The 25,283-nt window shown below is 56.5% G+C and carries 22 protein-coding genes and 1 pseudogene; 13 read left to right on the top strand and 10 right to left on the bottom strand.

The features are described 5' to 3' along the window. Positions 1 to 35: 35 nt before the first annotated feature. Positions 36 to 833 carry a sulfite exporter TauE/SafE family protein gene (locus tag QU667_RS07090; RefSeq protein ID WP_304986521.1) on the bottom strand — a complete coding sequence of 266 codons (798 nt, stop codon included), beginning with the start codon at positions 831 to 833 and terminating at the stop codon, positions 36 to 38. Positions 834 to 1,082: 249 nt separating this feature from the next. Here QU667_RS07090 and QU667_RS07085 point away from each other — a divergent pair, with 249 nt between their 5' ends. The 4 genes from QU667_RS07085 to QU667_RS07070 all read left to right on the top strand — a co-directional run bounded on the left by QU667_RS07085 (position 1,083) and on the right by QU667_RS07070 (position 5,657). Continuing rightward, positions 1,083 to 2,519, top strand: a complete 1,437-nt coding sequence (locus tag QU667_RS07085; RefSeq protein ID WP_304986520.1) for a carbon starvation CstA family protein — start codon at positions 1,083 to 1,085, stop codon at positions 2,517 to 2,519. Positions 2,520 to 2,653: 134 nt separating this feature from the next. Further along, positions 2,654 to 3,220, top strand: coding sequence for a hypothetical protein (locus tag QU667_RS07080; RefSeq protein WP_304986519.1), 567 nt, complete (start codon positions 2,654 to 2,656; stop codon positions 3,218 to 3,220). Between the two features lie 129 nt (positions 3,221 to 3,349). Beyond that, positions 3,350 to 4,183 carry a polysaccharide deacetylase family protein gene (locus QU667_RS07075; protein ID WP_304986518.1) on the top strand — a complete coding sequence of 278 codons (834 nt, stop codon included), beginning with the start codon at positions 3,350 to 3,352 and terminating at the stop codon, positions 4,181 to 4,183. A gap of 193 nt (positions 4,184 to 4,376) precedes the next feature. Next, positions 4,377 to 5,657 carry a porin gene (locus QU667_RS07070; protein WP_304986517.1) on the top strand — a complete coding sequence of 427 codons (1,281 nt, stop codon included), beginning with the start codon at positions 4,377 to 4,379 and terminating at the stop codon, positions 5,655 to 5,657. 76 nt (positions 5,658 to 5,733) lie between these two features. On the opposite strand, the gene QU667_RS07065 is transcribed toward QU667_RS07070, so the two are convergent. The 6 genes and pseudogenes from QU667_RS07065 to QU667_RS07040 all read right to left on the bottom strand — a co-directional run. Beyond that, entirely contained in the window at positions 5,734 to 6,546 is an 813-nt protein-coding gene (locus QU667_RS07065) for an HAD-IIB family hydrolase (RefSeq protein ID WP_304986516.1), read from the bottom strand. Next, complete coding sequence (locus QU667_RS07060; protein ID WP_304986515.1) at positions 6,513 to 7,118, bottom strand: anthranilate synthase component II; 606 nt, start codon at positions 7,116 to 7,118, stop codon at positions 6,513 to 6,515. The genes QU667_RS07065 and QU667_RS07060 overlap by 34 nt, the downstream gene beginning before the upstream one ends. Beyond that, complete coding sequence (locus QU667_RS07055) at positions 7,102 to 8,604, bottom strand: anthranilate synthase component I family protein (protein ID WP_304986514.1); 1,503 nt, start codon at positions 8,602 to 8,604, stop codon at positions 7,102 to 7,104. The genes QU667_RS07060 and QU667_RS07055 overlap by 17 nt, the downstream gene beginning before the upstream one ends. Next, entirely contained in the window at positions 8,601 to 8,906 is a 306-nt protein-coding gene (locus QU667_RS07050; RefSeq protein WP_304986513.1) for a hypothetical protein, read from the bottom strand. Before QU667_RS07050 ends, QU667_RS07055 begins: the two co-directional genes overlap by 4 nt. A 54-nt stretch (positions 8,907 to 8,960) precedes the next feature. Continuing rightward, positions 8,961 to 10,190, bottom strand: a complete 1,230-nt coding sequence (locus tag QU667_RS07045) for an FAD-dependent oxidoreductase (RefSeq protein WP_304986512.1) — start codon at positions 10,188 to 10,190, stop codon at positions 8,961 to 8,963. Between the two features lie 115 nt (positions 10,191 to 10,305). Further along, positions 10,306 to 10,417 (bottom strand): annotated as a pseudogene (locus QU667_RS07040) (secretion protein HlyD); the annotation flags it as partial. A gap of 81 nt (positions 10,418 to 10,498) precedes the next feature. Here QU667_RS07040 and QU667_RS07035 point away from each other — a divergent pair. The 6 genes from QU667_RS07035 to QU667_RS07010 all read left to right on the top strand — a co-directional run bounded on the left by QU667_RS07035 (position 10,499) and on the right by QU667_RS07010 (position 16,839). Continuing rightward, complete coding sequence (locus tag QU667_RS07035; RefSeq protein WP_304986511.1) at positions 10,499 to 11,698, top strand: saccharopine dehydrogenase family protein; 1,200 nt, start codon at positions 10,499 to 10,501, stop codon at positions 11,696 to 11,698. Then, entirely contained in the window at positions 11,698 to 12,837 is a 1,140-nt protein-coding gene (gene nspC / locus QU667_RS07030) for a carboxynorspermidine decarboxylase (protein ID WP_304986510.1), read from the top strand. Before QU667_RS07035 ends, nspC begins: the two co-directional genes overlap by 1 nt. Positions 12,838 to 13,013: 176 nt before the next feature. Continuing rightward, positions 13,014 to 13,595, top strand: coding sequence for an alkyl hydroperoxide reductase subunit C (gene ahpC / locus QU667_RS07025; RefSeq protein WP_304986509.1), 582 nt, complete (start codon positions 13,014 to 13,016; stop codon positions 13,593 to 13,595). Positions 13,596 to 13,700: 105 nt separating this feature from the next. Then, positions 13,701 to 15,335 (top strand): FAD-dependent oxidoreductase, encoded by a 1,635-nt coding sequence (locus QU667_RS07020; RefSeq protein WP_304986508.1) that lies wholly within the window; start codon positions 13,701 to 13,703, stop codon positions 15,333 to 15,335. Between the two features lie 157 nt (positions 15,336 to 15,492). Next, positions 15,493 to 16,026: a rubrerythrin gene (gene rbr / locus QU667_RS07015; protein WP_304986507.1), complete on the top strand. Its 534-nt coding sequence runs from the start codon at positions 15,493 to 15,495 to the stop codon at positions 16,024 to 16,026. Between the two features lie 126 nt (positions 16,027 to 16,152). Further along, a complete protein-coding gene (locus QU667_RS07010; RefSeq protein ID WP_304986506.1) occupies positions 16,153 to 16,839 on the top strand; it encodes a thiamine phosphate synthase in 687 nt (228 codons plus the stop codon). A 151-nt stretch (positions 16,840 to 16,990) separates the two neighbouring features. On the opposite strand, the gene QU667_RS07005 is transcribed toward QU667_RS07010, so the two are convergent. Genes QU667_RS07005 through QU667_RS06995 form a run of 3 tightly spaced genes read right to left on the bottom strand, consistent with a single transcriptional unit; the run spans position 16,991 to position 18,484 of the window. Next, complete coding sequence (locus QU667_RS07005; RefSeq protein WP_304986505.1) at positions 16,991 to 17,851, bottom strand: NAD(P)-dependent oxidoreductase; 861 nt, start codon at positions 17,849 to 17,851, stop codon at positions 16,991 to 16,993. 2 nt (positions 17,852 to 17,853) lie between these two features. After that, positions 17,854 to 18,207 (bottom strand): HepT-like ribonuclease domain-containing protein, encoded by a 354-nt coding sequence (locus QU667_RS07000; RefSeq protein WP_304986504.1) that lies wholly within the window; start codon positions 18,205 to 18,207, stop codon positions 17,854 to 17,856. Next, entirely contained in the window at positions 18,197 to 18,484 is a 288-nt protein-coding gene (locus tag QU667_RS06995) for a nucleotidyltransferase family protein (RefSeq protein WP_304986503.1), read from the bottom strand. The genes QU667_RS07000 and QU667_RS06995 overlap by 11 nt, the downstream gene beginning before the upstream one ends. 203 nt (positions 18,485 to 18,687) lie before the next feature. On the opposite strand from QU667_RS06995, the gene QU667_RS06990 reads away from it, so the two are divergent. The 3 genes from QU667_RS06990 (at position 18,688) to QU667_RS06980 (ending at position 25,279) form a co-directional block, all read left to right on the top strand. After that, entirely contained in the window at positions 18,688 to 20,298 is a 1,611-nt protein-coding gene (locus QU667_RS06990) for an MBL fold metallo-hydrolase RNA specificity domain-containing protein (protein WP_304986502.1), read from the top strand. Positions 20,299 to 20,439: 141 nt separating this feature from the next. Beyond that, positions 20,440 to 24,723, top strand: coding sequence for a 2-hydroxyacyl-CoA dehydratase (locus QU667_RS06985; RefSeq protein WP_304986501.1), 4,284 nt, complete (start codon positions 20,440 to 20,442; stop codon positions 24,721 to 24,723). A gap of 205 nt (positions 24,724 to 24,928) precedes the next feature. Continuing rightward, positions 24,929 to 25,279 carry a LysM peptidoglycan-binding domain-containing protein gene (locus QU667_RS06980; RefSeq protein WP_304986500.1) on the top strand — a complete coding sequence of 117 codons (351 nt, stop codon included), beginning with the start codon at positions 24,929 to 24,931 and terminating at the stop codon, positions 25,277 to 25,279. Positions 25,280 to 25,283: the final 4 nt, after the last annotated feature.

Raw genomic sequence — 25,283 nt, 5'->3', positions numbered from 1 at the left:
TGGGGCGATTCTTTTTTTTGGTCTCGTTTTGTATTTTACAGTACCCCGCTCATCCAGATGAGGCGTACGCCGAGACCGAACATGGCGAGGGAGAGGAGGACGAGGATGACCTTGGACTTCGTCTTCTGTGAGATGGCAGCCCCAATCTGGGCACCGATAGCGGCACCGATGGAGATGCAGATCGCGGGTGTCCAGATGATGTGATTGAGCAGGAAGTGACTGACGACACCGAATGCCGCCGAACAGGCGAGGACGAAATGCGAGGTTGCCGTCGCCATGTGTACGGGGAAGCCGAGCAGATAGACCATGAGCGGCACATGGATCACGCCGCCGCCGATGCCGAAGATGCTGGAGATGAAGCCGACGCCTGCGCTTGTGCCGATGCCGAGCGAGCGGTTGAACGTAAAATTCGCGGGGAGTGTGTGGACATCCGCGTGCTTCTTGTGCGTGGCGTTCCAATACATAAGCGACGCCATCACCAGAAGGAACGTGCCATAGGATGCGTAGAGCATCGATCCCGTGAAGTCGTCGACGATGTACGAGCCGAGGAATGCGCCCGGCAGTGTCGCGAGTGCGAACGGCACAGCAGCGGGGAAGTAGACGCGCTGCTGACGGACGTAAGCGAGCGTCCCCGAGAGAGCATTGGCAAACACGATCACAAGCGATGTTCCCGTGATCTGTGCCGCCGTGTGGAAGTACGGATAAACGCCGCCGTCCGACAGGAAGAAGATGAAGATCGGCACGCAGATCAGACCGCCGCCGATGCCGACAAGCGTCCCGAACGTGCCGACGAACAGCCCGAGGATGAGAAAGAGAAGAATATCAAGTCCCATAAGAAAACCTCCCCAAATACGGAAAGTCTGCAAATTAGCCTTCCAAAATACATTGCCCATTATAACACAAAGGAACTATTAGACAAGGGGACGCAGTTGTGATATGATGGGCGCAAAGAAGCCGATTTGCTATTTTGGGGACTTGTTTTAGGGGAGCTTCTTTGATTTTACGGGAAGGGAGGGCAGGACGCGGATGTCGGAAATCCCGGTATAATTTTCAGTATACAAAAAGGAAAGAAGTGACAACGTATGGTTACATTTCTTGGTGCGCTCGCCACACTCATCATAGGCTACATCGTCTATGGTGCAATCGTGGATCGGGCATTTGGCCGCACGGGAGAGACGGCTCCCTCGATACGGCTTGAGGATGGAGTAGACTACATCCCGCTGCCGACGTGGAAGGTGTTCCTCATCCAGCTGCTGAACATCGCAGGGCTTGGTCCGATCTTCGGCGCACTTGCGGGCGCACTCTGGGGACCGAGCGTTTATCTCTGGATCGTATTCGGTACGATCTTTGCGGGCGGTGTGCACGACTACCTCTCCGGCATGATCTCGTTCCGTGAGGACGGCAAGAGTCTCTCGGAGATCGTGGGCAAGAACCTCGGGCATATCATGCTCCAGATCATGCGTGTATTCGCGATCGTCCTGCTCGTTCTCGTCGGTGTCGTCTTTATGACGGGGCCTGCGATGCTGCTCGCAAAACTCACAGGTCAGGAAGTGCTCATGTGGCTTGGTGTGATCTTCATCTACTACACGATGGCGACCCTCCTGCCGATCGACAAGATCATCGCGCGTTTCTATCCACTCTTCGGCATCTGCTTGATCGTCATGGCACTCGGCATCATGGGCGGTATGCTCTTCGGTGTCGGCGGTCACGTCATGCCGGAGATGACGCTCCAGAATCTGCATCCAAAACAGCTGCCGATTTGGCCACTCCTCTTTATCACGGTTGCGTGTGGTGCGGTTTCGGGCTTTCATGCAACCCAGTCGCCGATCATGTCGCGCTGCCTCAAGGATGAGCGCATGGGACGCCCCGTGTTTTACGGCGCGATGGTCGCCGAGGGCATCATTGCACTCTGCTGGGCTGCTGCAGGTGCGACATTCTACGACGGGACGGCAGGGCTCGGCGCAGCACTCAAGGAAGCAGGTCCCGGCGGTGTCGTTTATGAGATCTGCAACGGTTTCATGGGGGTTGTCGGCATCGGCGGCGTGAGCCTCGGTGCGATTCTCGCGATGCTCGGTGTGATTGCCTGTCCGATCACCTCGGGGGATACGGCGTTCCGCTCCGCACGTCTGACGCTCGCAGACTGGCTCGACATTCCCCAGAAAGAAGCTCCGAAGCGTCTTCTCATCGCGGTTCCGATGCTCGGCATCGGTCTTGTCCTCTCACAGATGGACTTTTCAATCATCTGGCGTTACTTCTCGTGGGCGAACCAGACCCTTGCGATGATTACCCTCTGGATGGGGACGGCATATCTGTATCTGCATCGTCCGGGGTCGTACGCCTACGTTGTGGCACTTCTGCCCGCGATCTTTATGTCGGCAGTTACGACGACCTACCTCCTGCAGGCTCCTGAGGGCTTTGGCCTTCCGACGGACATCACCTATCCGGCGGGCATCGCATTCGCTGTGCTCTTCACCGGGCTCTTTGTCCGTTCCTTCATCCTGCGCAGGAGAACCATCTGACGAGTATTCCTTTGATCGACCGCCGAGCAGCAGCGCGGCGGTTTTTCTTGCAAATATTTTATTTTATGGTAGAATAGTACCATATTAGCGACGGAATGATACCCGTTTGCACAGGAGAGGAAGGAACAATACACATGACAAAGAACGAAGATAAGGATGTAAAGGACGAGGCTGTGAAGCTGTCTGAGGAGGATGCTCTGCGGGAGCGCATCGGCGAAGCCAAGGGTGCGAAGAAAGCGGCAGAGGATACGACATCCTCCGAGGGGGCGGCAAAGGCGGAGAAGTTCAAGGCATACCTCAAGGAGGAGGGGATTGCCTATTTTGATGAGCCGCGCTCCTTTGACGACGAGTATCATACGACACGCTTCGACTCACGCATCGAGGTGAAGGGGCAGGTCATGCCGATGGCGATCTTCGTTGATGACAGCATCTTCGCGATCATCCGCACGAACGTCGCGACGGGCATCAACGAGAAGAACGTCGACCGGATCAAGAACTATCTCAACGCGCTCAATGCGGAGTACAAGATCTTTAAGTATTACCTGCGCGAGGACGGCAGCATCTACCTCGATATCTGTGTGCCGGCGGTGTCTGCAATGTTTGACTCCCGCATGGTACATACGCTGGTCGAGATGATCCTTGTGAAACATCTCGATGATACCTATGAAGATCTCATGGCGGAAGTCTGGGGAAAGAACTGAGCGTCGAAAAACAACGGTGAACTGCTTCTCACGGGAGGCAGTTCTTTTTTTGTGAAAAGGAACGTCTGCACGGCTTGCTTTTCATTTTGAATCTGAGTACAATGAATGGCAGCGAACAGGAGGGATGGCATGAATTGGAAGCAGATGATCGGCGGGCGGCAGTTCTGGTATCTGATCGCCGTTTTGCTCATCCTTTTTGGAGCACTGCTGATTCTGGGGGAATCGAAAGAGGAATCATTGCCCGCACCCATGCCGCCGCCGGAGGATGATGTGAAGGTACTCGTGCTCAACTATCATATGGTGAACCCCATGCTCATCTCTCTGGCGATTGATCCGACGGATTTTGACTGGCAGATGAAATATCTCGTCGATCACGGCTATCATACGATCAGTACGGATGAACTCTATGACTTTATGGAGGGAAAGGGGACACTGCCCGACCGTCCGGTACTTATCACATTTGACGACGGCTATGTCGACAACTATACAAATGCCTACCCGATCCTCAAAAAATACAATCTCAAGGCGACGATCTTCATTGTGACGGGGTTTGTCAGCAGTCGAAAGGGGTATCTCACATGGGATCAGCTGCGTGAGATGGAGCAGCACGGCATCATGGCGCAGTCCCATACCGTGACCCATGCGCCGCTGCCGGAGCTGCCCGATGAGCGCATCCGTGAGGAACTTGTCGAATCAAAGAGGACAGCGGAGGCAGAGCTCGGGCATCCGATCGACTTCATCGCCTATCCGACGGGCGTGCACGATCTGCATATCGTCAGTATTGCAAAGGCGGCGGGGTACAGGGGTGGCTTTACGGTCAAGTATGGCAATGTTGACCGCAGCAGCAACGTCTACGCGCTCGAACGCGTACCCGTATTCCGTACGTCGGCGACGAATGCGGACTTTGTTGACCGCCTGCGCTACACTTCGAATATCACACAGTATGGATGGACGCGAAACTGAATACATTGAGATGTTGTCACGATTAGAATACGGCAATTCGATTTTGCACTTTGCAAACGATTGACATTGTGCTATAATGGCGCATATAAATCCGTATACAGGACGGTTGCGAGGAAACATGGATACTCCGTTCCTCCTGTATGCGGAGCCGTATTTTGTGTATTGCGGGGATTCCCGCAAAGGAGGAAACCGTATGAAAAAGACAATGGTCGCTGCTCTTGCGGCAGCACTCACGGTCGGCGCTGCGTCCACGACGTTCGCCGCTGCAAACCCGTTCTCGGATGTACCCCGTGACCACTGGGCATACGATGCCGTGACGCAGCTTGCTGCGGACGGTGTTGTCGAGGGCTACGGCGACGGCACGTATCGCGGCGACCGCAACATCACGCGCTTTGAGATGGCGCAGATGGTCGCAAAGGCGATGGCAAAGGAGAATGTCCCCGTATCGGATAAGGCTCTCATCGACCGTCTCGCTGCTGAGTTTGCGGATGAGCTCAACAATCTCGGTGTGCGCGTTTCGAACCTCGAAAAACATGCGGACATGGTGAAGTTTACGGGCTTCCTTCGCTATGACTATTTCAGCCATCGCCACGAGAACGAGGCAAAGGATAATATGGATCGCGTCCGCTTCCGTCTCTTCCCGTCGGCAGAGGTCAATGATCACTGGAAGGTCAATGCACGTCTCGATACGCAGTACTACATGGACAAGGACGACAGCAGCTCGATGACGCTTGCGCGTGCCTATGCTGATGGCAACTACGGCAAGCTGAATGTCAAGCTTGGCAAGATGGATCTCTACTCCGGCGCGGATGACGGGCTGGTTCTTGATACCGGTATCTCGGGTGCAAAGGTTACGTTCGGCAATGTTGTCAAGGCATCGGTTACGGCTGGTCGTGTCAAGGATTTCGGCGATGGTGATACGTCGAAGGGCTATGCTAAATGGGATGATGCGAAGAACTTTGATCTTGCAGCAAACTATCAGGGGATCGAGCTTACTGCTACGATGGGCAAACTCACGGGCGGTGTCGGATACCATCATCTGAACAGCACCTATTTCCGTGATGCTAAAAAGGCTCCCCGCTACAGCAAGACGAGCACGGATAATGCAAACATCTGGGCGGTTGGTGCTAGCTATAAGTTTGACAAGAATGTTGCACTGAAGGCTGCATACGCACAGAACACGGAGGCTGACTACTACCACAAGTCTGCAGCTGTCCAGCTCGACTACAAGGGCGCAAAGAAGTCTGATATGGGTTCGTGGGGGGCATATGTTGCCTATCGTCACCTCAACAAGTATGCAGCACTTGCACCGACCTACGCGATTCTTGAGCGTGATCAGAAGGGCTGGGCTGTCGGCGCATCCTATATGCTCTTCAAGAACGTGACGACGAAGGCGGAGTACTTCCGTGGCAAGGATATCACGGCCGACAAGAAGGCAAGCACGCTCTTCGGTCGCGTTGAGTTCGCGTTCTAATCTAGTTCAATTCATCAGCGGAATTCCCGCACAGCAAAAGAGCACTGCAATCGCAGTGCTTTTTTTGTATGTCTGATTATAATATTTCCCTCAAGATCCACGGCACGATCGGCTCTCTGCACGGCGGGGCAATGCGGTCTGCCGCCGCCTTTGCATCCTCCGAGGCATCCTCGGGAGCGATGCCGATGTCCGCCATACGAAGGAGTTCGACATCGTTCTCATAGTCGCCGCAGGCGATGATGCGCCGCCCCGCATAGGCGGGCATCGCCTTCAGTACCTCTGCCATTGCGCCCTTGCTTGTGCCGGGCGGGACGAATTCGAGGTAGTTTGCCTCGGAGTAGAACGAGTTTGAGCATTTGTCAATGCCGAGCTCCTCTGCCAGACGCTCGACGAAGGAGAGGTTGATCGGTGCGTCGCAGATGAAGAACTTCAGCCATTGCTCATGCTCGACCGCGCGGAGTTTCGTGCGGTTGACGTTGTAGAACTCGTCCATGAGGCGCGGGTCATCGTTCTCCTCAGGGGTGAGGATATGGCAGTGCTTTTCCGTATAGACCTCGACACAGGCACGCGGGAACTGATAGAGGACACGCGCGGCAAACGTGCGCCAGATGTCGCCGTCCAGCGTGCGTGTCTCAAGCACCTGATTCTTCGACAGATCCTTGAGCATTGCACCGTTGAAGAAAATGCTCGGTGTGTTGACTGCGATCCCGTCGAGGTAGGGAAGCGCGGACTCCGGTGTGCGCCCCGTCGCGGCGGCAAAGGCGCCGCCTGCCGCCGTAAACGCATTGAGGGCGCAGATATTTTCCTCGGAAATCATTTCATAGCGTGGGATCAGCGTACCGTCCAGATCGCTGATCAGAAGGATATTGTCGTATCTTTTTTCGCACATAGTACACCAATGCCTATCAGATAGTTTTCCATCAGCGCAGGACCGTCATGGGTCAGGATGGACTCGGGATGGAACTGGATGCCCTCGATGGGGAGGGTCTTGTGACGGACGCCCATGATTGTGCCGTCGCCGAGGTCGCACGTGATCTCAAGCACGTCGGGCAGACTCTCGCGCTCGATGATGAGGGAGTGGTAGCGTGCAACCCGTGTACCCGCGTGGATGCCCTGATAGATGCCCGTACCGAGGTGACGGATGGGGGATGCCTTGCCGTGGACGATCTCGGGGGCGCGGACGATCCTCCCGCCGAACACCTCGCCGATTGCCTGATGTCCGAGGCAGATGCCGAGAATCGGGACTTCACCGCCCAGCTCGCGTATGACATCCTCCGTAATGCCGGCATCCTTCGGCAGTCCGGGGCCGGGGGAGATGACAATGCCCTTGTACTTTTTTGCACGAATCTCGTCGACGGTTGTCACGTCGTTGCGGATGACCTCGACCTCTGCGCCGAGGTTTGTGAGCAGCTGATACACGTTGTAGGTGAACGAGTCGTAGTTGTCAAGCAAAAGCAGCATTGTTCTCCACCTCCTCTACGACCTCGAAGAGCGCCTTTGCCTTTTGCAGGATCTCGATGTATTCTTTCTCAGGTACGGAGTCCTTGACGATGCCCGCGCCCGCATGGATGATTGCCGTGTCGTCATTCTCAATGCACATGGTATGCAGGGTGATGCACATATCCATGTTGCCGCGAAAGTCCATGTAGCCGACCGTACCCGCGTAGAATCCGCGATCCTCGTGCTCCTCCTCGTGAATGATCTCCATGGCACGCAGCTTCGGTGCGCCGCTGACCGTTCCTGCGGGAAAGGTGGCGCGCAGCACATCCATCGGCGTGCAGCCGGGGGCAATCTCACCGACGACGCTGCTCACCATATGCGAAACGTGGGAGAATCGTTCGACCTCCATCAGCTTCGGTACGCGCACCGTGCCGGGGACGCTGATGCGGCCGAGGTCGTTGCGTGCGAGATCCACAAGCATGGCGTGTTCGGCGCACTCCTTTTCGTCGGCACGCAGTTCGGCGGCGAGGAGTGCGTCCTCCTCGTCGTTTTTGCCGCGTTTTCTCGTACCCGCAATGGGGTAGGTGCAGACGGTGCTGCCCGATAGCTTGATGAGCATTTCGGGCGATGCGCCGACGAGCTTTACCTCGCCGAAGTTGTAGTAAAACATATAGGGCGAGGGGTTGACCTGCCGCAGCCGCCGATAGAAGAGAAATGCGGGGCGCGTGATCTTCTCGCGGAAGCGGAGTGAGGGCACCGCTTGGAAGATGTCGCCCGCATAGATGTGTTCCTTGATGCGCTCGATGGTCGCGAGGAAATCGGCAGGCGGTTCTTTGTACTGCGCCATAAAGTCAACGGGTGCTGTGCGTTTGGACGGCTGGGCAGCGGGGACGGAAAACGGTGCGGAAAGGCGCTTTCGCATCGCTGCAAGACGCTCGGCAGCGGTGTCATAGAGCACGCCTGCATCCTCACCCGGATGGATGTCTGCGAGGTAGTGGAGCTGTGCACTGTTCCGCAGGGCATCGTAGACGACAAGATAGCGGCAGAGCATGAACTGTCCGAGCAGATGATCTGCACCGAGGGTCACGCCGCGCACGCGGTCGAACGTCGCCGCCGTTTCATAGGTGAAGTATCCCGCAAGTCCGCCGTGGACAAGGGGAAGTGCCTCCGTATTCGTGCGCGTGGGGGTAAAGCGTGCGGCATATTGCCTCATCGTTTCATGCGGCGTACCCGCGATGCTCTTCCTCTGACCGTTTTCGTTCACGAGCAGCTTGTCCGCAAAGACCTGAATGTGTACGAACGGGTCGCCGCCGATGAAGGAGTAACGTCCGAACTGCTGCTGTGTTGTGTCAACGGACTCCATGATGTAGCCGTTTTTATCCCCGACCAGCTTGTAGTAGATAGAAACGGGGGTATCGAGATCCATCGTCAGCTCGGTGGAAACGGTAACGAGGTTTGCCGTCTGCGCCGCTGTGATAAAATCTTCTTTGGTCAGACTCAGCTTCATTTATTGATCTCCATGACAACATCGCGCTCTTTGCGCCCGAGTACCCAGCCAAGCACCTTGAGCTCGGCGTAGAGCATCTGTTGCTGCTCACGGTTGTTCTCATGACTGTACTTGAGCTGTTTGTACTGCTGACGACCGAGGTTGTAGCGTGCGAGGATCTCGGCTTCGCTGCGCATCTTGTGCCGTCCGCCCGCGTGCATCCGCACGAGTTCCTCCACCTCTGCCTCGCCGTAGGTGGGCGGCTTCGGCGGGGCGGCCATTTGTCTTACGAGATCGGTGATCTCGCGATCGTTCATGGTCATAGATGTCTCCTTTGCTTTTACTGTGCGCGGCGGACGGGGACGCGGTGCGTTCCGTCAGGATGTCGCGCTGTTTTCTTCCATATAGCGGATCATCGCCTCAGCGACGTGCTTTGCATCCCGAACTGCGTGCACGACGGTCCACGGCCCCTGCACGACATCGCCGGCGGAGAATACACCGGCGCGTCCTGTCATGCCGTTCTCATCGACGATGACGAGACCCTTTTCGTTGAGCTCGATGCCCGTCGTCGTGCGGACGATCTTGTCCTTTGCCGCCTGACTTGCCGCAATCACCGTGCTGTCGGCGGGGATGAGGTAGGGCTCGCCCTCGCTGATGAGCTTTTGGTTCTCGTCAAAAACGCGGTCATACAGCATCGGTCCCTCGGGCGTGACGGAGTGAATGCCCTTGGCATACTGGATCTCGCAGCCGTCCATCAGTGCATACTCAAGCTCGCGGTCACTCGCAGAGATGCCGTTGCGGCGTGCGTAGATCGTCACGTAGCGGCTGCCCTTGCGGATTGCTGTGCGTGCAACATCCATTGCAGAGTTGCCCGAGCCGATGACGGCGACGCGATCGCCGAGGTGGTAGACATCGGGGTTCTGGAGATAGTTGACGGCAAAGTGGCAGTTGCCGAGTGTCTCGCCGTGGATGCCGAGGCTCTTCGCACGCCACGCGCCCGTCCCCATGAAGATGGTTTCGTAGCCGTCGCGAAAGAGATCGTCCACCGTGAGTGCGCCGCCGATCGTCGTGTTTGGGCGGATGTGGATGCCGAGCGTGTAGAGTTTTTCCTCGTAACGGTCGAGGGTCGAGGGCGGCAGACGAAAGTCGGGGATGCCGTAGCGCAGCATTCCGCCGATGCGCTGCATCCGTTCGAAGATCGTTACCCCGTAGCCCTCCTGTGCGAGCTTCACCGCGACGACAATGCCCGCAGGGCCCGCGCCGATCACGGCGACGTTGTGTCCGTTGTAGGACTTTCGCTCAAGCACGAGCTTGTCGAGATAGGTGTCCGAAATGTAGTGCTCGATGCTTGAGATCTGGATCGGTGCACCGCGCCGTCCCTGAATGCAGTTGCCCTCGCACTGCGCATCGTGGTCGCAGACGAGCGAGCAAAAGACACTCATCGGGTTGTTGTCGTAGAGCATCGCACCTGCCTCGTTGATTTTGCCGTCAAGAAAGAGGCGGATCATCTCCGGCACGTTGGTCTGTACAGGACAGCCCTTGATGCGGCAGAGCGGCTTCTTGCACTGGAGGCAGCGACGGGATTCGTTGATGACGTGAACAGCCATTGTAGATGATTCCTTTCGTTATAGCGCAACGCATCTAAAATATTGAATACACGATATTTATTATAGCACAATTCAATCGCTCTGTCATAGAAACGGATTCGTAATCTGCTGAAAGAAGCACTGATAAATTCAGCACTGCCATCTTGACGCATTTTTTTGCCCGCACTGTGACCGCGATCCTCCACATAGCCCTTGCTATGCGTCCGGTTTTCCTCCTTGTTCGGACAAACATATCAACGGGATCACTGCTCTTGCAGTGATCCCGTTCCTGTTGTATGATAGGGGACATAGATAAAGGAGGCGTTCCCATGGGAAAAGCGATGATTATTGGTGCGGGCGGCGTAGCGAGTGTCGCCGTGCATAAATGTTGTCAGAATCCGGAGGTGTTTGAGGAGATTCTCATTGCCTCGCGTACCAAGTCGAAATGTGACGCGCTGAAGAAAAAATTGGACGGTGGCAAGACAAAGATTCGGACTGCCGCTGTGGATGCGGACGATGTACCGGCACTGACGGCTCTCATCCGCGATTTTCGACCTGATGTGGTGCTGAACCTCGCACTCCCGTATCAGGATCTGCACATCATGGATGCGTGCCTTGCGGCGGGCGTACACTATGTGGACACGGCGAACTATGAGCCGGAGGACACGGCGAAGTTCGAGTACAGCTGGCAGTGGGCATACGCCGACCGCTTTCGCGAGGCGGGACTGACGGCGCTGCTCGGCTCGGGATTTGACCCCGGCGTGACGGGGGTGTTCAGTGCGTATGCGATGAAGCACGAGTTTGATGAGATCAACTACATCGACATCCTCGACTGCAACGGCGGCGACCACGGCTATCCGTTTGCGACGAATTTCAATCCCGAGATCAATATCCGCGAGGTCTCGGCGAAGGGGAGCTACTGGGAAAACGGCGCGTGGGTCGAGACCGAGCCGATGGAGATTAAGCGCGTCTATGACTTTGCCGAGGTTGGGCAGAAGGATATGTACCTCCTGCACCACGAGGAACTCGAATCCCTCGCGAAAAATATCAAGGGGATCAAGCGCATCCGCTTCTTTATGACGTTCGGCGAAAGCTATCTCACGCACCTGCGCTGTCTTGAGAACGTGGGTATGACCTCCATCGAGCCGATCGACTTTGAGGGGCATAAGATCATTCCTTTGCAGTTCCTCAAGGCGGTGCTGCCCGACCCCGCGAGCCTCGGTCCGCGCACGAAGGGCAAGACGAACATCGGCTGCATCTTCCGTGGGAAGAAGGACGGCAAGGACAAGAACTACTATCTCTATAACGTCTGTGACCACGAGAAGTGCTATGCCGAGGTCGGTTCGCAGGCGGTCGCCTATACGACGGGCGTACCTGCGATGATCGGCGCGATGATGGTGATGACGGGCAAGTGGCGCCGTCCCGGTGTGTTTAACGTCGAGGAGTTCGATCCCGATCCGTTCATGGAGGCGCTGAATGTGTGGGGGCTGCCGTGGCAGGAGAGCCACAGCCCCGTATTGGTGGACTGATGGCGACATATGCAGAGTGGCGTGCGGAGTGGAACGCAGTTCCGACGCCCTCCTATCTCGTATACGAAGAACTCTTGGAGAAGAATCTCAAAATCCTCGCCGAGGTCGCAAAGGATACGGGCGCAAAGGTGCTGCTCGCCCAGAAATGCTTTTCCATGTATCACTACTATCCGCTGATCGGGCGTTATCTCGCGGGTACGACGGCGAGCGGCATCTATGAGGCACGGCTGTCGCAGGAGGAGATGGGCAGAGAGAACCACGTCTTTAAGCCCGCCTATGAGGAGGACGAGATCAAACAGCTTGCTTCGATCTGCGACCACATTGTCTTTAACTCCTTTGCCCAGTGGGCGCGGTTCGGTGCGGCAGCGCGTGCAGCGGGCGCATCCTGCGGCATCCGCATCAACCCCGAGCGCTCGACGCAGAAGCACGCCATCTATGACCCCTGTGCGCCGAACTCGCGGCTCGGCGTGAAGATTGCGGACTTTCGTGCCGATCTGCTCGATGGTCTGGACGGGCTGCATTTCCATACGCTCTGTGAGCAGGGGGCGGACGCACTTGCGGCGACGCTCGAAGCAGTGGAAGCGAAGTTCGGCACGTATCTCCATGGGATGAAGTGGCTGAACTTCGGCGGCGGGCATCACATTACGCGCGAGGGATACGACATCCCGCTGCTCAAGCGGCTCATTCGCCACGTACAGGAGACGTACAACGTCGCGGTCTATCTCGAACCGGGCGAGGCGGTCGCGCTCAATGCGGGCTTCCTCGTCGCCAAGGTGCTCGATGTGCAGGCGGACGGGAATGTCATCCTGAACACATCTGCCGCGTGCCACATGCCCGACGTGATCGAGATGCCCTATCGTCCGCCCGTCATCGGCGCGGGCGAGCCGGGGGAAAAAGCGCATACATATACGCTTGCGGGACCGACCTGCCTCGCGGGCGACACCATCGGCACATATTCGTTTGATGCTCCGCTTGCCGTGGGGGATCGCGTCGTCTTTGGCGATATGGCGATCTACACGATGGTGAAGAACAACACGTTCAACGGGATGCCGCTGCCGCATATCGTTGCTGTTGCTCCAAACGGCACATGGGAAACGGTGCGCACATTCGGCTATGATGATTTTAAGATGAGGCTTTGATGGGTGAACTGATGCGGGACTTTTTGATGAACAGAATATTTAACTAAAAATAATTATTAAAAAGTATAAATTTCTGTTGACAAGGAAAATCTGCTGTGCTATGATAAGCCCATCAAAAGGACATATACAATCACTTGAAACGAAAGTGATTGGTTACAATCAAAGGAGGATATTCCATGTCATTCATCAATAAGGAAATTGCCGATTTCAAGGTAGACGCTTTCCAGAAGAAGGCGGGCGCAGCGCAGGGCGAGTTCGCACAGTATACAAAGGCGGATATTGCAGGCAAGTGGAGCGTGTTCTTCTTCTATCCGGCGGACTTCACGTTTGTCTGCCCGACGGAGTTGGCGGATCTTCAGGAGCAGTATGCTGAGTTCGAGAAGCTCGGCTGCGAGATCTTCTCTGTTTCCTGCGATTCGCACTTCGTGCACAAGGCATGGCATGAGAGTTCCGAACTCGTTGGCAAGCTGACCTATCCGATGCTCGCAGATCCGACGGCAAAGCTGGCACGCGACTTCGATGTCTACATCGAGGAGGATGGCCGCTCGGAGCGCGGTACATTCGTTGTGAACCCCGAGGGCAAGATCGTTTCCTATGAGGTGAGTGCGGGCAATGTCGGCCGCAACGCGCAGGAGTTGCTCCGCAAGGTGCAGGCGCTCCAGTTCGTCGCAAAGCACGGCGATGAGGTTTGCCCCGCACGCTGGAAGCCGGGTGAAAAGACGCTGAAGCCGAGTTTTGATCTCGTCGGCAAACTCTAAGAACGTGTTCGGAGCACTTCGTGAGGTTTCTTGCGAAGTGCTTTTTCCTATGGAGTGCTGATTGATTCTGTAACTTCATCTCAAACGTGAATAAGAGGTGCTTTGATGGATAAAATGTATGATGCCGTCATTGTCGGCGGAGGTCCTGCGGGGCTTTCCGCCGCAATCTATCTGGCGCGTGCGAAGTGCAAGGTACTTGTCGTTGAAAAGGAGAAGGTCGGCGGACAGATCACGATTACCGCCGATGTTGTGAACTATCCGGGGACGGGCAAGGTCAGTGGCTCCGAGCTGGCGGCACAGATGGAGGAGCAGGCGCGCGGCTTTGGTGCTGAGTTCGTCGAGGCGGAGGTCATCGGACTGAAGCTCGGTCAGGAGATCAAGGAGCTTGAGACAACGGCGGGGACGGTGGAGGCTCTGAGCGTCATTCTCGCGACGGGGGCGAATCCACGCAAGGTCGGCTTCTACGGTGAGAAAACGTTCCAAGGGCGCGGCGTCGCCTACTGTGCAACCTGTGATGCGGAGTTCTTCACGGGCATGGACATCTTCGTCATCGGCGGCGGACTTGCGGCGGTGGAGGAGAGTATGTTCCTCTCACGCTATGGAAAGTCTGTCACGATCCTTGTGCGCAGCGATAAGTTCCGCGCCCCGCAGACAGCGGTGGACGCGCTTGCGAACTATCCGAACATCAAGGTTCGCTTCAACACGGTGGTGGAGCGTGTCGGCGGCGAGACCATGATCTCCTATGCCGATTTCCGCGATGAGGTCACGGGCATGGTCGAGCATTATATGGCAAAGGAGGGCGAGACGTTCGGCGTTTTCGTCTTTGCCGGTTATGTTCCGAACACGGGGCTCTTCCGCGAGCAGATTACGCTGAACGAGCAGGGCTACGTCATCACGAACGAGGAGAAAGAGACGAACGTCAAGGGCGTTTTTGCGGCGGGCGATGTCTGCATCAAGACGCTGCGTCAGGTTGTGACGGCGGTCTCCGACGGTGCAATCGCGGCAGTTGCAGCGGAGCGCCATGCCGCCGGACTGCATGACCGTTTGAAGATTCCCGCCTTTGCCCGTGCTGAGGTGGATGCGAAGCGTTTTGAGCAGCGCAAGACCTCCATCGAGAAGGCAGAGGCGGAGGGGAATGAAACAAACTTTATCTCTGCCGAGATCCGCGAGCAGCTGACGGCGGTCTTTGATAAATTTCTCACGCCGATCAAGATTGTCGGGCATTATGACGACAGCGACCTCTCGCGTGAGCTGCGCGGCTTTATGGACGAGTTCGCGGATCTCACCGACAAGGTTGGCTATGATGTGCGCGCGGATGCGGACGGTGCGCCGGGGCTTGAGATTTTGCGAAGTGACGACGTGTCGAGCGGCATTACCTTCCACGCTGTTCCCGGCGGACATGAGTTCAACTCGTTCATTCTCGCGCTCTACAATGTGGCAGGTCCCGGGCAGGAACTGCGTGAGGAGACGCGTGAGAAAATAGAGCGGATCTCTGCGCCCGCCGACGTAAAGGTTCTCATGTCGCTGTCCTGTACGATGTGTCCCGACGTGGTCGCGGCTGTGCAGCGCATTGCCGCAGAGCGTTCGGATGTGCGCGCGGAAATCTATGACATCCGCTACTTCCCTGCACTGAAGGAGAAGTACAGCATCATGAGTGTTCCCTGCATGATCGTGGGAGAGGAGCTTTACTTCGGCAAGAAGAATATCGACGAGATTGCGGATATTCTGGGGAATCGCTGATCCGATAAAAGGGATCGCCGTCGTACGGCATGGATCAGTTTTCTCGATCAATCAAGGCGTATGAATACCGCTCATGCCCCTGAGCAAGGCATGGAACGGCGGCTTTTTCGCCTGTTGATATATTGTTGTGTATTTGTTTTGGAAAAAGGAGAGCATTATGGAACTCAAGGGATCACAGACCGAAAAGAACCTCTGGGCGGCATTTGCCGGCGAATCGCAGGCGCACACGAAGTATCTCTACTACGCGTCGCAGGCGAAGAAGGACGGCTATGTTCAGATCTCGAACATCTTCACGGAGACGGCAGTCAACGAGAAGGCGCACGCAAAGATCTGGTTCAAGCTCGTGCATGGTGTCGGTGACACAAAGGCGAACCTCGCGGACGCCGCCTCCGGAGAGAATGAGGAGTGGACGAGCATGTACCCCGAGTTCGCGCGCGTGGCACGTGAGGAAGGGTTCGACAAGATTGCGCGTCTCTTTGATGCTGTCGGCAAGATTGAGAAGGAGCACGATGCCCGCTACAAACTCCTCCTGCAGAAGGTGGATGAGGGCACGGTCTTCGCACGTGATGAGAAGATCATTTGGCAGTGCCTCAACTGCGGCTATGTCTGCGAGAGCCCGAAGGCACCGATGAAGTGCCCGGTCTGTGACCACCCGCAGTCCTTCTTCCAGCAGGTTGTGCAGAACTACTGAGCCATACGGCTTTAAGGAATCGCTGATAAAATGAAGTCCGCCGAGTTGGTGCTGAATTTATCAGTGCTTCCTTAACAGAAAAAATCCCCGCCGGTTGGCGGGGATTTTTATTAGGAGGTTATACCCATGTGTAGTAAATTTGATCTGTCCGCCTATCTTGTGATTGGCTCTGAGAACACGCACGGACGCTCCGTGGCGCGTGTTGTCGCAGAGGCTGTTTGCGCGGGCTTCACCTTTGTTCAGATTCGGGAAAAGGGCGCGGATGCCCGCGAGGTGATCGAGCTCACGCGTGCGGCGGCGGATGTGATCGCTGCGCAGGAGAAGTCGGATGCTGTGACACTCGTTGTCAATGATCGTCTGGATGTTGTACTCGCGGCGCGGGAGCAGGGGATCAAGGTGGATGGCGTGCACGTCGGACAGACGGACATCCCGCCCGATGTTTGCCGCAAATATCTCGGTGCGGATGCGGTTGTCGGTCTCTCCGCACGTACAACGGAGCTGCTCGACTACGTGTCGCACTGCGATACTGCGTGCATCGACTACTTCGGTGCGGGCCCGCTGCACGCGACGCCGACAAAGCCCGAGGCGGGGCGTACCGCCTCGGGCGCAATTGTGACGCGCAGTTTCGATGAGCTTGCGGAGCTGCACCGCGTCAGCCCCGTACCCGTAGTTGTAGGCGGCGGGGTCAAGGCGGCGGATTTACCTGCCCTCAAAGCGACGGGCGTGGAGGGCTTCTTTGTCGTCAGTGCCGTTGCGGGGGCGGAGCATCCGTACAGTGCCGCAGAGGAGTTGGTGGAGTTGTGGCGTGCTTAGGGGAACAGTGTTTTGTACTTTGTGGTGTAATGCCCCTCGCGAACACGGAGTTACGCAAGCGGTCGTGCGCTTGCTTCACTAAGGTTCGCTTCGGGGCATTATACCACGTCAATGTAGAAAATATACAGTATCACCAAGGTTTGAATTCGTTTTACTCGTAATACTTCAGCAAGCTCTGCGTGCCGTCCGCTCCGCCGCCGCGCTCCTCGATGGCACGTGCCTCGCGGAGCACCTGCTCAAGGACGGGGAGCGTCGCGCCGTAAGCCTTTCCCGTCTCTGCGCCGATTGCCATATCTTTGACGAAGTGCTTGATCATAAAGCCGGGGGCAAAGTTGCCGTCGAGCGCCATGCGTACCATGTTGCTCATCTGGAAGCTCGCCGCCGCGCCGCCCGAGATGGAGGCGTAGACCTTCTCAAGGTCAAGTCCTGCTGCGCGTGCATAGGCAAATGCCTCGCACGCACCCGCAAGCGCACCCGCGATGGCGATCTGATTCGCCGCCTTGGTCTTTTGTCCCGCACCTGCGCCGCCCTCGTAGACAATGTTTTTGCCCATTGCGGCAAAGACAGGCAGCATTTCCTTGAATGCCTCTTCATCTCCGCCGACGAGGATGTTCAGCGTGGCATTGCGTGCCCCCATGTCGCCGCCTGTGACGGGGGCGTCGAGCGCATGGATGTCGCGTTTTTTTGCCTCCGCATAGATACGCTCGGCAAGGGCGGGGGAGGAGGTCGTCATATCGGCGGTGTATGCGCCCTCCGTCAGATTTGCGAGGATGCCGTTTGCGCCGAGGTAGATCTCCTCCACATCCTTCGGATAGCCGACGATGGTGATGACAGCATCCTGGCCATGTGCACATGCGCCGGGACTTTCACAGTATTTTGCACCGCGCGCGACGAGTGCGTCCGCCTTGGATTTCGTGCGGTTGTAGACGCTGAGCTCGTAGCCTGCATCCATGAGATGTCCCGCCATCGCTGCGCCCATGATGCCAAGCCCGATAAAGCCAATTTTTTTCATGACTAATCCTCCATATTGCATGAATAGATTTCTTGCAGTTGTTTGTTCAGTTTAGGAATATCGTTTGTGATCGTTTTCCACAGCAGTTCCTTATCTGCCGACTCATATTCGTGGGCAAAGAGATTTCTCATGCCTCTCATTTCAGCCCAAGGAACTTCTGTATGACTGCTTTTGAACTCCTCGGACATCCGTTTGGAAAGCTCACCAATCTGAAAGAGAGCCATAGAACAGGCATTATAAAAAACATGATCGTGTTTGAAGTTCTCCTTCGAAAAATCAAAACGATCTACAGTCTCGATGATTTCCTCACAATGCCGCAGGATATGCTCAAGAATATGACGATCTCTATCGTTCATAGAGCAAAACCTCGTCTTTCCTTAGATTTTTCTTGAACGCCTCCGAATCAGGGAGCCTGCTCAGCAAATCGAGTTCTGTTCCCAGTGCATCGGAGAGCTCTGAATAGATGCCGCCAAGCATGAAGAAACTTGTAATATCCCCTTCAATGCGAAGGTCGACATCACTTTTTTCTGTGGCATTGCCACGCGCATAAGAACCGAAAAGATAGGCTTTTTGTATGGGGTACTTTTTACATATGGGAGCAATGCACTCCCGTATCCTTGGAATGGACAGCATAACAGCACTTCCTCTGAAAGTTCGTTGTTCCTGCGTGTGCGCTTATTATGTTTAGGATAAATCAAAACATGGAAAATGTAAATGAAAATGCAGGAATTTTTTGCTGGATTCCGAATTTTATAAGTATAAACATGATACGAGAGAATGCGTGAGAAAGCGCAGACATGATCCGTGTTTCTGTAAATCCGAAGGGAGGATATTTTATGCGGCTCGAATTTTTGGGTGCGGCGCACGTTGTCACCGGCTCGTGCTATCTGCTTCATGTGGGCGACCACAGGTATCTCGTGGACTGCGGAATGTATCAGGGGACCCGCCGCCTGCGTGAGATGAACTATGAGGATTTTCCGTTCAATCCCGCCGAGATCGAGGCAGTCTTTCTGACGCACGCGCACATCGACCACTGCGGGCGCATTCCGCGTCTTGTGCGCGAGGGGTTTCGCGGCAAGGTGTATGCGACACGCTCCACCTGCGATCTCGTCCGCATCATGCTGCCGGACTCGGCGCACATCCAGGAGAGCGATGCGGAAATCATGAACCGCAAGAATGCACGCCGCAGCGAGGCTCCCATCACGCCGCTTTACACACAGGCGGATGCCTTTGCCGCACTGGAGCTGTTTGAACCCGTCGCCTATCAATCCACCATCGCGGTGGATGATCTGCAGCTCACCTTTCGCGACGCAGGACATATCCTCGGGTCGGCGATTCTCGAAATCGTCGTGGTGGAGAACGATCAGGAAACAAAGCTCGTCTTTTCGGGCGATCTTGGGCAGCCAAATCAACCCATCCTGCGTGACCCCGAGGCGATTGCGGGCGCAGACTTCCTGCTTGTCGAGTCCACCTACGGCGACCGGATTCACCGCGACTATGACAAGGAGTCGGCGCTCCTTGAGGTCATCCGCGACACGATGGATCGCGGCGGCAATGTCATCATCCCATCCTTTGCCGTCGGGCGGACACAGACGCTCCTCTACTATTTTTACAATCTGTGGAAGGAGGGACGGCTCGACGGGGATATTCCCATCATCATCGACAGTCCGCTTGCGATCCAAGCGACGCGTGTCTTTCTCAAGAACTATGAGGACTTCGACGAGGAGACGATCGCGTTCTTTGGTGAGCAGGGGTCGATCCCCGCATTTCCGCAGGTACGCATTGCCGAAACGGCGGCGGAGTCGCGTGCACTGAACTCCGCCGAGGGCTCGGCGATCATCCTCTCTGCTTCGGGCATGGCGGATGCGGGGCGCGTGCTTCACCACCTCAAGCACAATCTCTGGCGTCCCGAGTCTACGATTCTCTTTGTCGGCTATCAGGCGGAGGGAAGCCTTGGGCGGCGGCTCGTGGACGGGATCAAACGCGTGCGCGTACTCGGCGAGGAAATCGCGGTGAAGGCACAGATTCAAGTGCTCGAAGGGTTTTCGGCTCATGCGGATGCGGAGCAGATCGTGGACTGGATGCGCTCGATCAAAGAGCCGCGCCCCGCGAAGGTGTTCCTTGTCCACGGTGAGGGACAGGCGCAGGAGGCGCTTAAGGAGCGGATACAGGAGGAACTTGGTCTGGAAGTGTACGCACCGTTCCTCGGCGATACCGTGACCATTCAGGGACGGAGCGCGAATCTCATCCACTCGAACATCCCATCCGTTTCGGTTGAGGCGGAGATGGAGGATGTCATGCGCGACTTTGATGCGGAGTATCGCCAACTGCGCAAGGCGGTTATTCGCACGGTCGTCCGCCAGCCGAAGCTCATGGAGCCGATCATTCGCACGATGCAGAAGGCACGCAATTACTTCAAGAAACTTGCCGCACCATATAATATTTGAGGAACATAAAGTTCGTTGGTTCAAAATTGGATACCACGGAACTGTGCGTGCTGCACTTGCATAGTACTGTGAAATACGTTAAAATAGGGAAGCCTAAAATGGCTTTCCTATTTAATACGGGTTAATTGAAGAAAACCTTATATGGTTTCGTTAGGTGGTGTTATTTTGGAATCCCCATTTCGTGTCGGTGTGGATGTCGGTTCGACGACGATCAAGCTGGTTGTTCTTGGCGAGGAGCATGAAATCCTCTACAAGAACTATGCGCGTCATTTTTCCGAGATCGGCAAGGCACTCCAAGAGAATCTGGAGCAGCTGAAAGCGGTCGTGGGAGAGGCTAAATTCTCGTTCGCGCTCACGGGCTCGGCGGGCATGGGCATCGCCCAGCGGATCGGACTGCCGTTCGTACAGGAGGTCGTCGCCTGTGCCTCGGCGGTGCGCCGTCTTATCCCGGAAACGACGACGGCCGTCGAGCTCGGCGGTGAGGATGCGAAGATCACGTATTTCGGCGATGCGCCCGAGCAGCGCATGAACGGCGTGTGTGCGGGCGGTACCGGTTCGTTCATCGACCACATGGCATCCCTCCTCTCAACCGATCCCATCGGCCTCAATGCACTTGCGGAGCAGGGCAAGCGTGTCTATGCGATTGCCTCGCGCTGCGGCGTGTTCGCCAAGACGGACATCCAAGCACTTATGAATGACGGCGCGGCAAAGGCGGACATTGCACTCTCGGTTTTTCAAGCAGTCGTCAACCAGACCATTGGCAACCTTGCGCAGGGGCGCCCCATTGGCGGTACGGTCGCCTTTCTCGGCGGGCCTCTGCACTTTCTCCCGGAACTCAAGAAACGATTTATCGAAACATTGAAGCTCGACACAGATCACGTCGTCGATGTGGATTACGGCAATTATTTCGTCGCGGTCGGCGCGGCACTCTCCGATGATGCCGGAGTGACGGATATGCGGGAGATGGAGGCGTGCATCGCACGTGCGGAGGAGGCTGCTGCGACAGAGACGCGTACGTCGGATATTACCCTGTTCAAGGGGGCGGAGGACTACGCCGCATTTCGTCAGCGTCATGACCGTGACCGCGTGCGGCGGGGAAGCCTTGCGGACTATCGGGGGTCGATCTATATCGGCATTGATGCGGGCTCGACGACGACGAAGCTCGTCGCCATCGGCAGGGACAAGGAGCTGCTTCACACGTCCTACGGCAGCAATCACGGCTCGCCCCTCCAGTCCGTCATCGACGCACTGCGGGAGTTCTACGCCGTCATGCCCGCAGATGCCCATATCGCGGGCGCGATGACGACGGGCTACGGCGAGGCAATTGTCAAGGCGGCACTCCATGCGGACGGCGGTGAGGTGGAGACGTTTGCCCATCTGCGCGCGGCGCAGGAGTTCTGTCCCGAGGTCAGCTTCGTGCTGGACATCGGCGGACAGGACATGAAGTGCTTCTTCGTGCAGGATGGCAGCGTCGGCAACATTACCCTCAACGAGGCTTGTTCGGCGGGCTGCGGCTCCTTCATCCAGAACTTTGCCGAGGGGCTGCACATGACCCCGGCGGAGTTTGCGGGAAAGGCGGTGGATGCGAAAGCTCCCGTCGATCTTGGCACGCGCTGCACGGTCTTTATGAACTCGAAGGTCAAGCAGGCGCAGAAGGAGGGGGCGGAGGTCGCCGACATCTCGGCGGGGATTGCACTCTCGGTTGTCAAAAACGCCCTCTTTAAGGTCATGCAGATCAAGGACGTATCAACCCTCGGCGACCACATTGTCGTGCAGGGGGGGACGTTCTACAACGACGCTGTTCTGCGTGCGCTTGAGCACCTGATCGGCAAGGATGTCATTCGTCCCGATATTGCGGGGCTGATGGGTGCGTATGGCGCGGCAATCCTCGCACTTGAAGCCGGGACGGAGCGGTCATCTCTGCTCGGCGCGGATGAACTCGGGACATTTGAGACGAAGACCAGTTCCTACCGCTGTGGGAAATGCGGCAACAAATGTCTCATCACGATGCAGCAGTTCCCAAACGGCGAGCGTTACTTTACGGGTAATCGCTGTGAGCGTGGCATCGGCGGCGAGAAGCGCACGGACGATACGCCGAACATCTACAAGTTCAAATACCGCCGCGTGTTCAAGCACTATAAGTCTCCGGCAGAGCCGCGCCGCGGACGCATCGGCATCCCGCGCACGCTGAATATGTACGAGGACTATCCGTTCTGGTTCACGTTCTTTGACACGCTCGGCTACGGAGTTGTCATTTCGGGCAAATCCTCGCCGCAGCTCTTCTACAAGGGCATGGCGACGATCCCCTCGGACTCGCTCTGCTACCCTGCAAAGCTCGCGCACGGGCATATCGTCGATCTTGTGGAAAAGGGCGTCGATACGATTTTCTATCCCTGCGAGCCGCACAATATGGATGACAAACCGGGCTCGTCAGCGAATAATTTCAACTGTCCAATCGTCGCATCCTATGCGGAGAATATCCGCATCAATATGGACATCCTGCGTGAGAAGAACATTCGCTTTATCCAGCCGTTCCTGCCGATCAACGACCGCACGCGCATGATCGAGCGGCTTGTGGAGGAATTTGGCAAGGCAGAGGGGATCGGGAAAAAGGAGATCACCGCCGCCGTTGATGCGGGCTATGCCGAGATCGAACAGTATCGGCAGGATGTGCGTGACTACGGGCAGCAGATCCTCGACCGCATCGCTGAGACGGGCGAGCACGCAATTCTTCTTGCAGGGCGCCCGTATCACGTCGATCCCGAGATCAATCACGGCATCCCCGAGATGATCCAGTCGTACAAGCTGCCGATCCTCTCGGAGGATGCAGTCTATCATATCCCCGTGCAGGAGCGGCGGCTTCAGGTCGTCAACCAGTGGAGCTACCACGCGCGGCTCTATCATGCGGCGCAGTTTGTCGCGGAGCATCCGAATGTGACACTCATCCAGCTCAGCTCGTTCGGCTGCGGTCTGGACGCACTCACCACGTCAGAGGTGCGCGAGATCCTCGAGTCGCACGAGCGCATCTACACGATGATAAAACTCGACGAGGTGTCGAACCTCGGTGCGGCACGCATCCGTCTGCGCTCGCTGATTGCCGCGCTTGCCCGCAGGGAGAACCCTGCCTATCATGAGGTGCCCGTCATTGAGCGTCCGCGCTTTACCGAGGACTGCAAGAAGACACATACGATCCTCGCGCCGCAGATGGCACCGATCCACTTTGAGCTCTTCCGCACCACCATGCGCAAGCACGGCTATAACGTCGTCATTCCGCCAATGCCCGACAAGGCATCGGTGGATCTGGGGCTGCGCTACGTGCACAACGATATGTGCTATCCCGCGATTGTCGTCATTGGACAGCTGCTCGCGGCACTCAAGGCAGGGATGTGCGATGCCGACCACACGAGCATCGCACTCTTTCAGACCTGCGGTGCGTGCCGTGCGACGAACTACCTCGGTGTGCTGCGCAAGGCACTGCGCGACGCGGGCTTTCCGAACGTCGCCGTCTTTGCCGTACGTGGGTTGCCCGAGGAGACGGACAGCTTTGCCTTCAGCCGCGAGATGATGGTGGATGCCATCAAGGCGGCGATCTACGGCGATTTGTTGATGAACGTACGCAACCGCATGATGCCGTACGAGCTTCAGAAGGGTGCGACACAGGCGGCGTTTGACAAGTGGATGACGCGCGCAAAGGACGAACTTGAGCACGGCAGTGTGTTCAAGTTCCGCCGCATGGTGAAGGACATCGTGCGCGACTTTGACCACATCCCCATCGACGAACAGCTGTGGAAGCCGAAGGTCGGCATCGTCGGTGAAATCCTTGTCAAGTACCATCCCGTTGCAAACAATGACATTGAGAAGGTGCTGATGGGGGAGGGGGCAGAGGTCGTCATGCCCGACTTCGTCGATTTCTTCCTGTACTCTGCGTATGACCCCATTGCACAGCACAAGCTGCTCGCGGGCTCGTACAAGGATCGGCTCTTCGGGCGTATGTTCATCAAGGTCATCGAGTTCTTCCGTGCGCCCATGCGCAAGGCTCTGAAGGAGAGCCGTCACTTCCGTCCGCCCCAGTCCATCGACCGTACGGCGGAGCTCGCCGCGCGTCACGTCAGCCTCGGCAATATGGCGGGGGAGGGATGGTTCCTCACGGGTGAGATGGTGAAGCTCATCGAGGAGGGCGTGCCGAACGTCGTTTGTCTTCAGCCGTTTGGCTGTCTGCCGAACCACATCACGGGCAAGGGCGTCATGCACGATCTGCGCAAGGCATATCACGGCGCGAACATCACGGCAATCGACTGCGATGCGGGATCGAGTGAGGTCAATCAGCTCAACCGTCTGAAACTGATGCTTGCCGTCGCAAAGGAGCGACGGCCGGCAAAGACGGATTCTGTGATGCAGACAAACGAAATTGCAAAAAGAAGATAATTCATTTGGGAAAAGGGACTGTTGCACGCAGTTTTCTAACTGCGTGCAACAGTCCCTTTTTTCATTACAAAAACACGTTCCGCGAACAAAAATTTCGCAAAAATTTGTTCCAAGCTATTGACCGAACGTTTTTTCTGTGTTATCCTATATCCGAACAGTAGTTTTGAGAATATATATACGGATATGAACAAACGGAGGGGTAACGATGAAGAAGATCGGTCTTGCTCTCAGCGTATTTGCTCTTATATGGATGGGCGTATCCGCCCTTCATCTGACGAACCCGTATCTGCGTTCGTCGGAGTTTGTCGAGGTTTCTGTCATGCGCGGCGAGAATGTCTGGACCATTGCGCGGAGGTTTGCGACAAAGGAGACGATGGCGGAGGAGCTTGAGGAGGCAATCATTGAGGTGAATGGGCTGTCCCCCGATGGATCTGTCGCCGCCGGTCGCCGCCTGCGCATTCCGGTGCTCGATCCGACAGAGCAGTTGCAGGCGATGGCAGAACACAAAGCCCTTGACACAGCCGCCCGCGCGCCTTATAATGACGTTACCGATTAGGGTG

The sequence above is a fragment of the Selenomonas dianae genome, assembly GCF_030644225.1.
Lineage (GTDB): Bacteria > Bacillota > Negativicutes > Selenomonadales > Selenomonadaceae > Centipeda > Centipeda dianae.
Note: the sequence above shows the minus strand (reverse complement) of the source record. Positions and strands in the feature narration are given on the sequence as shown.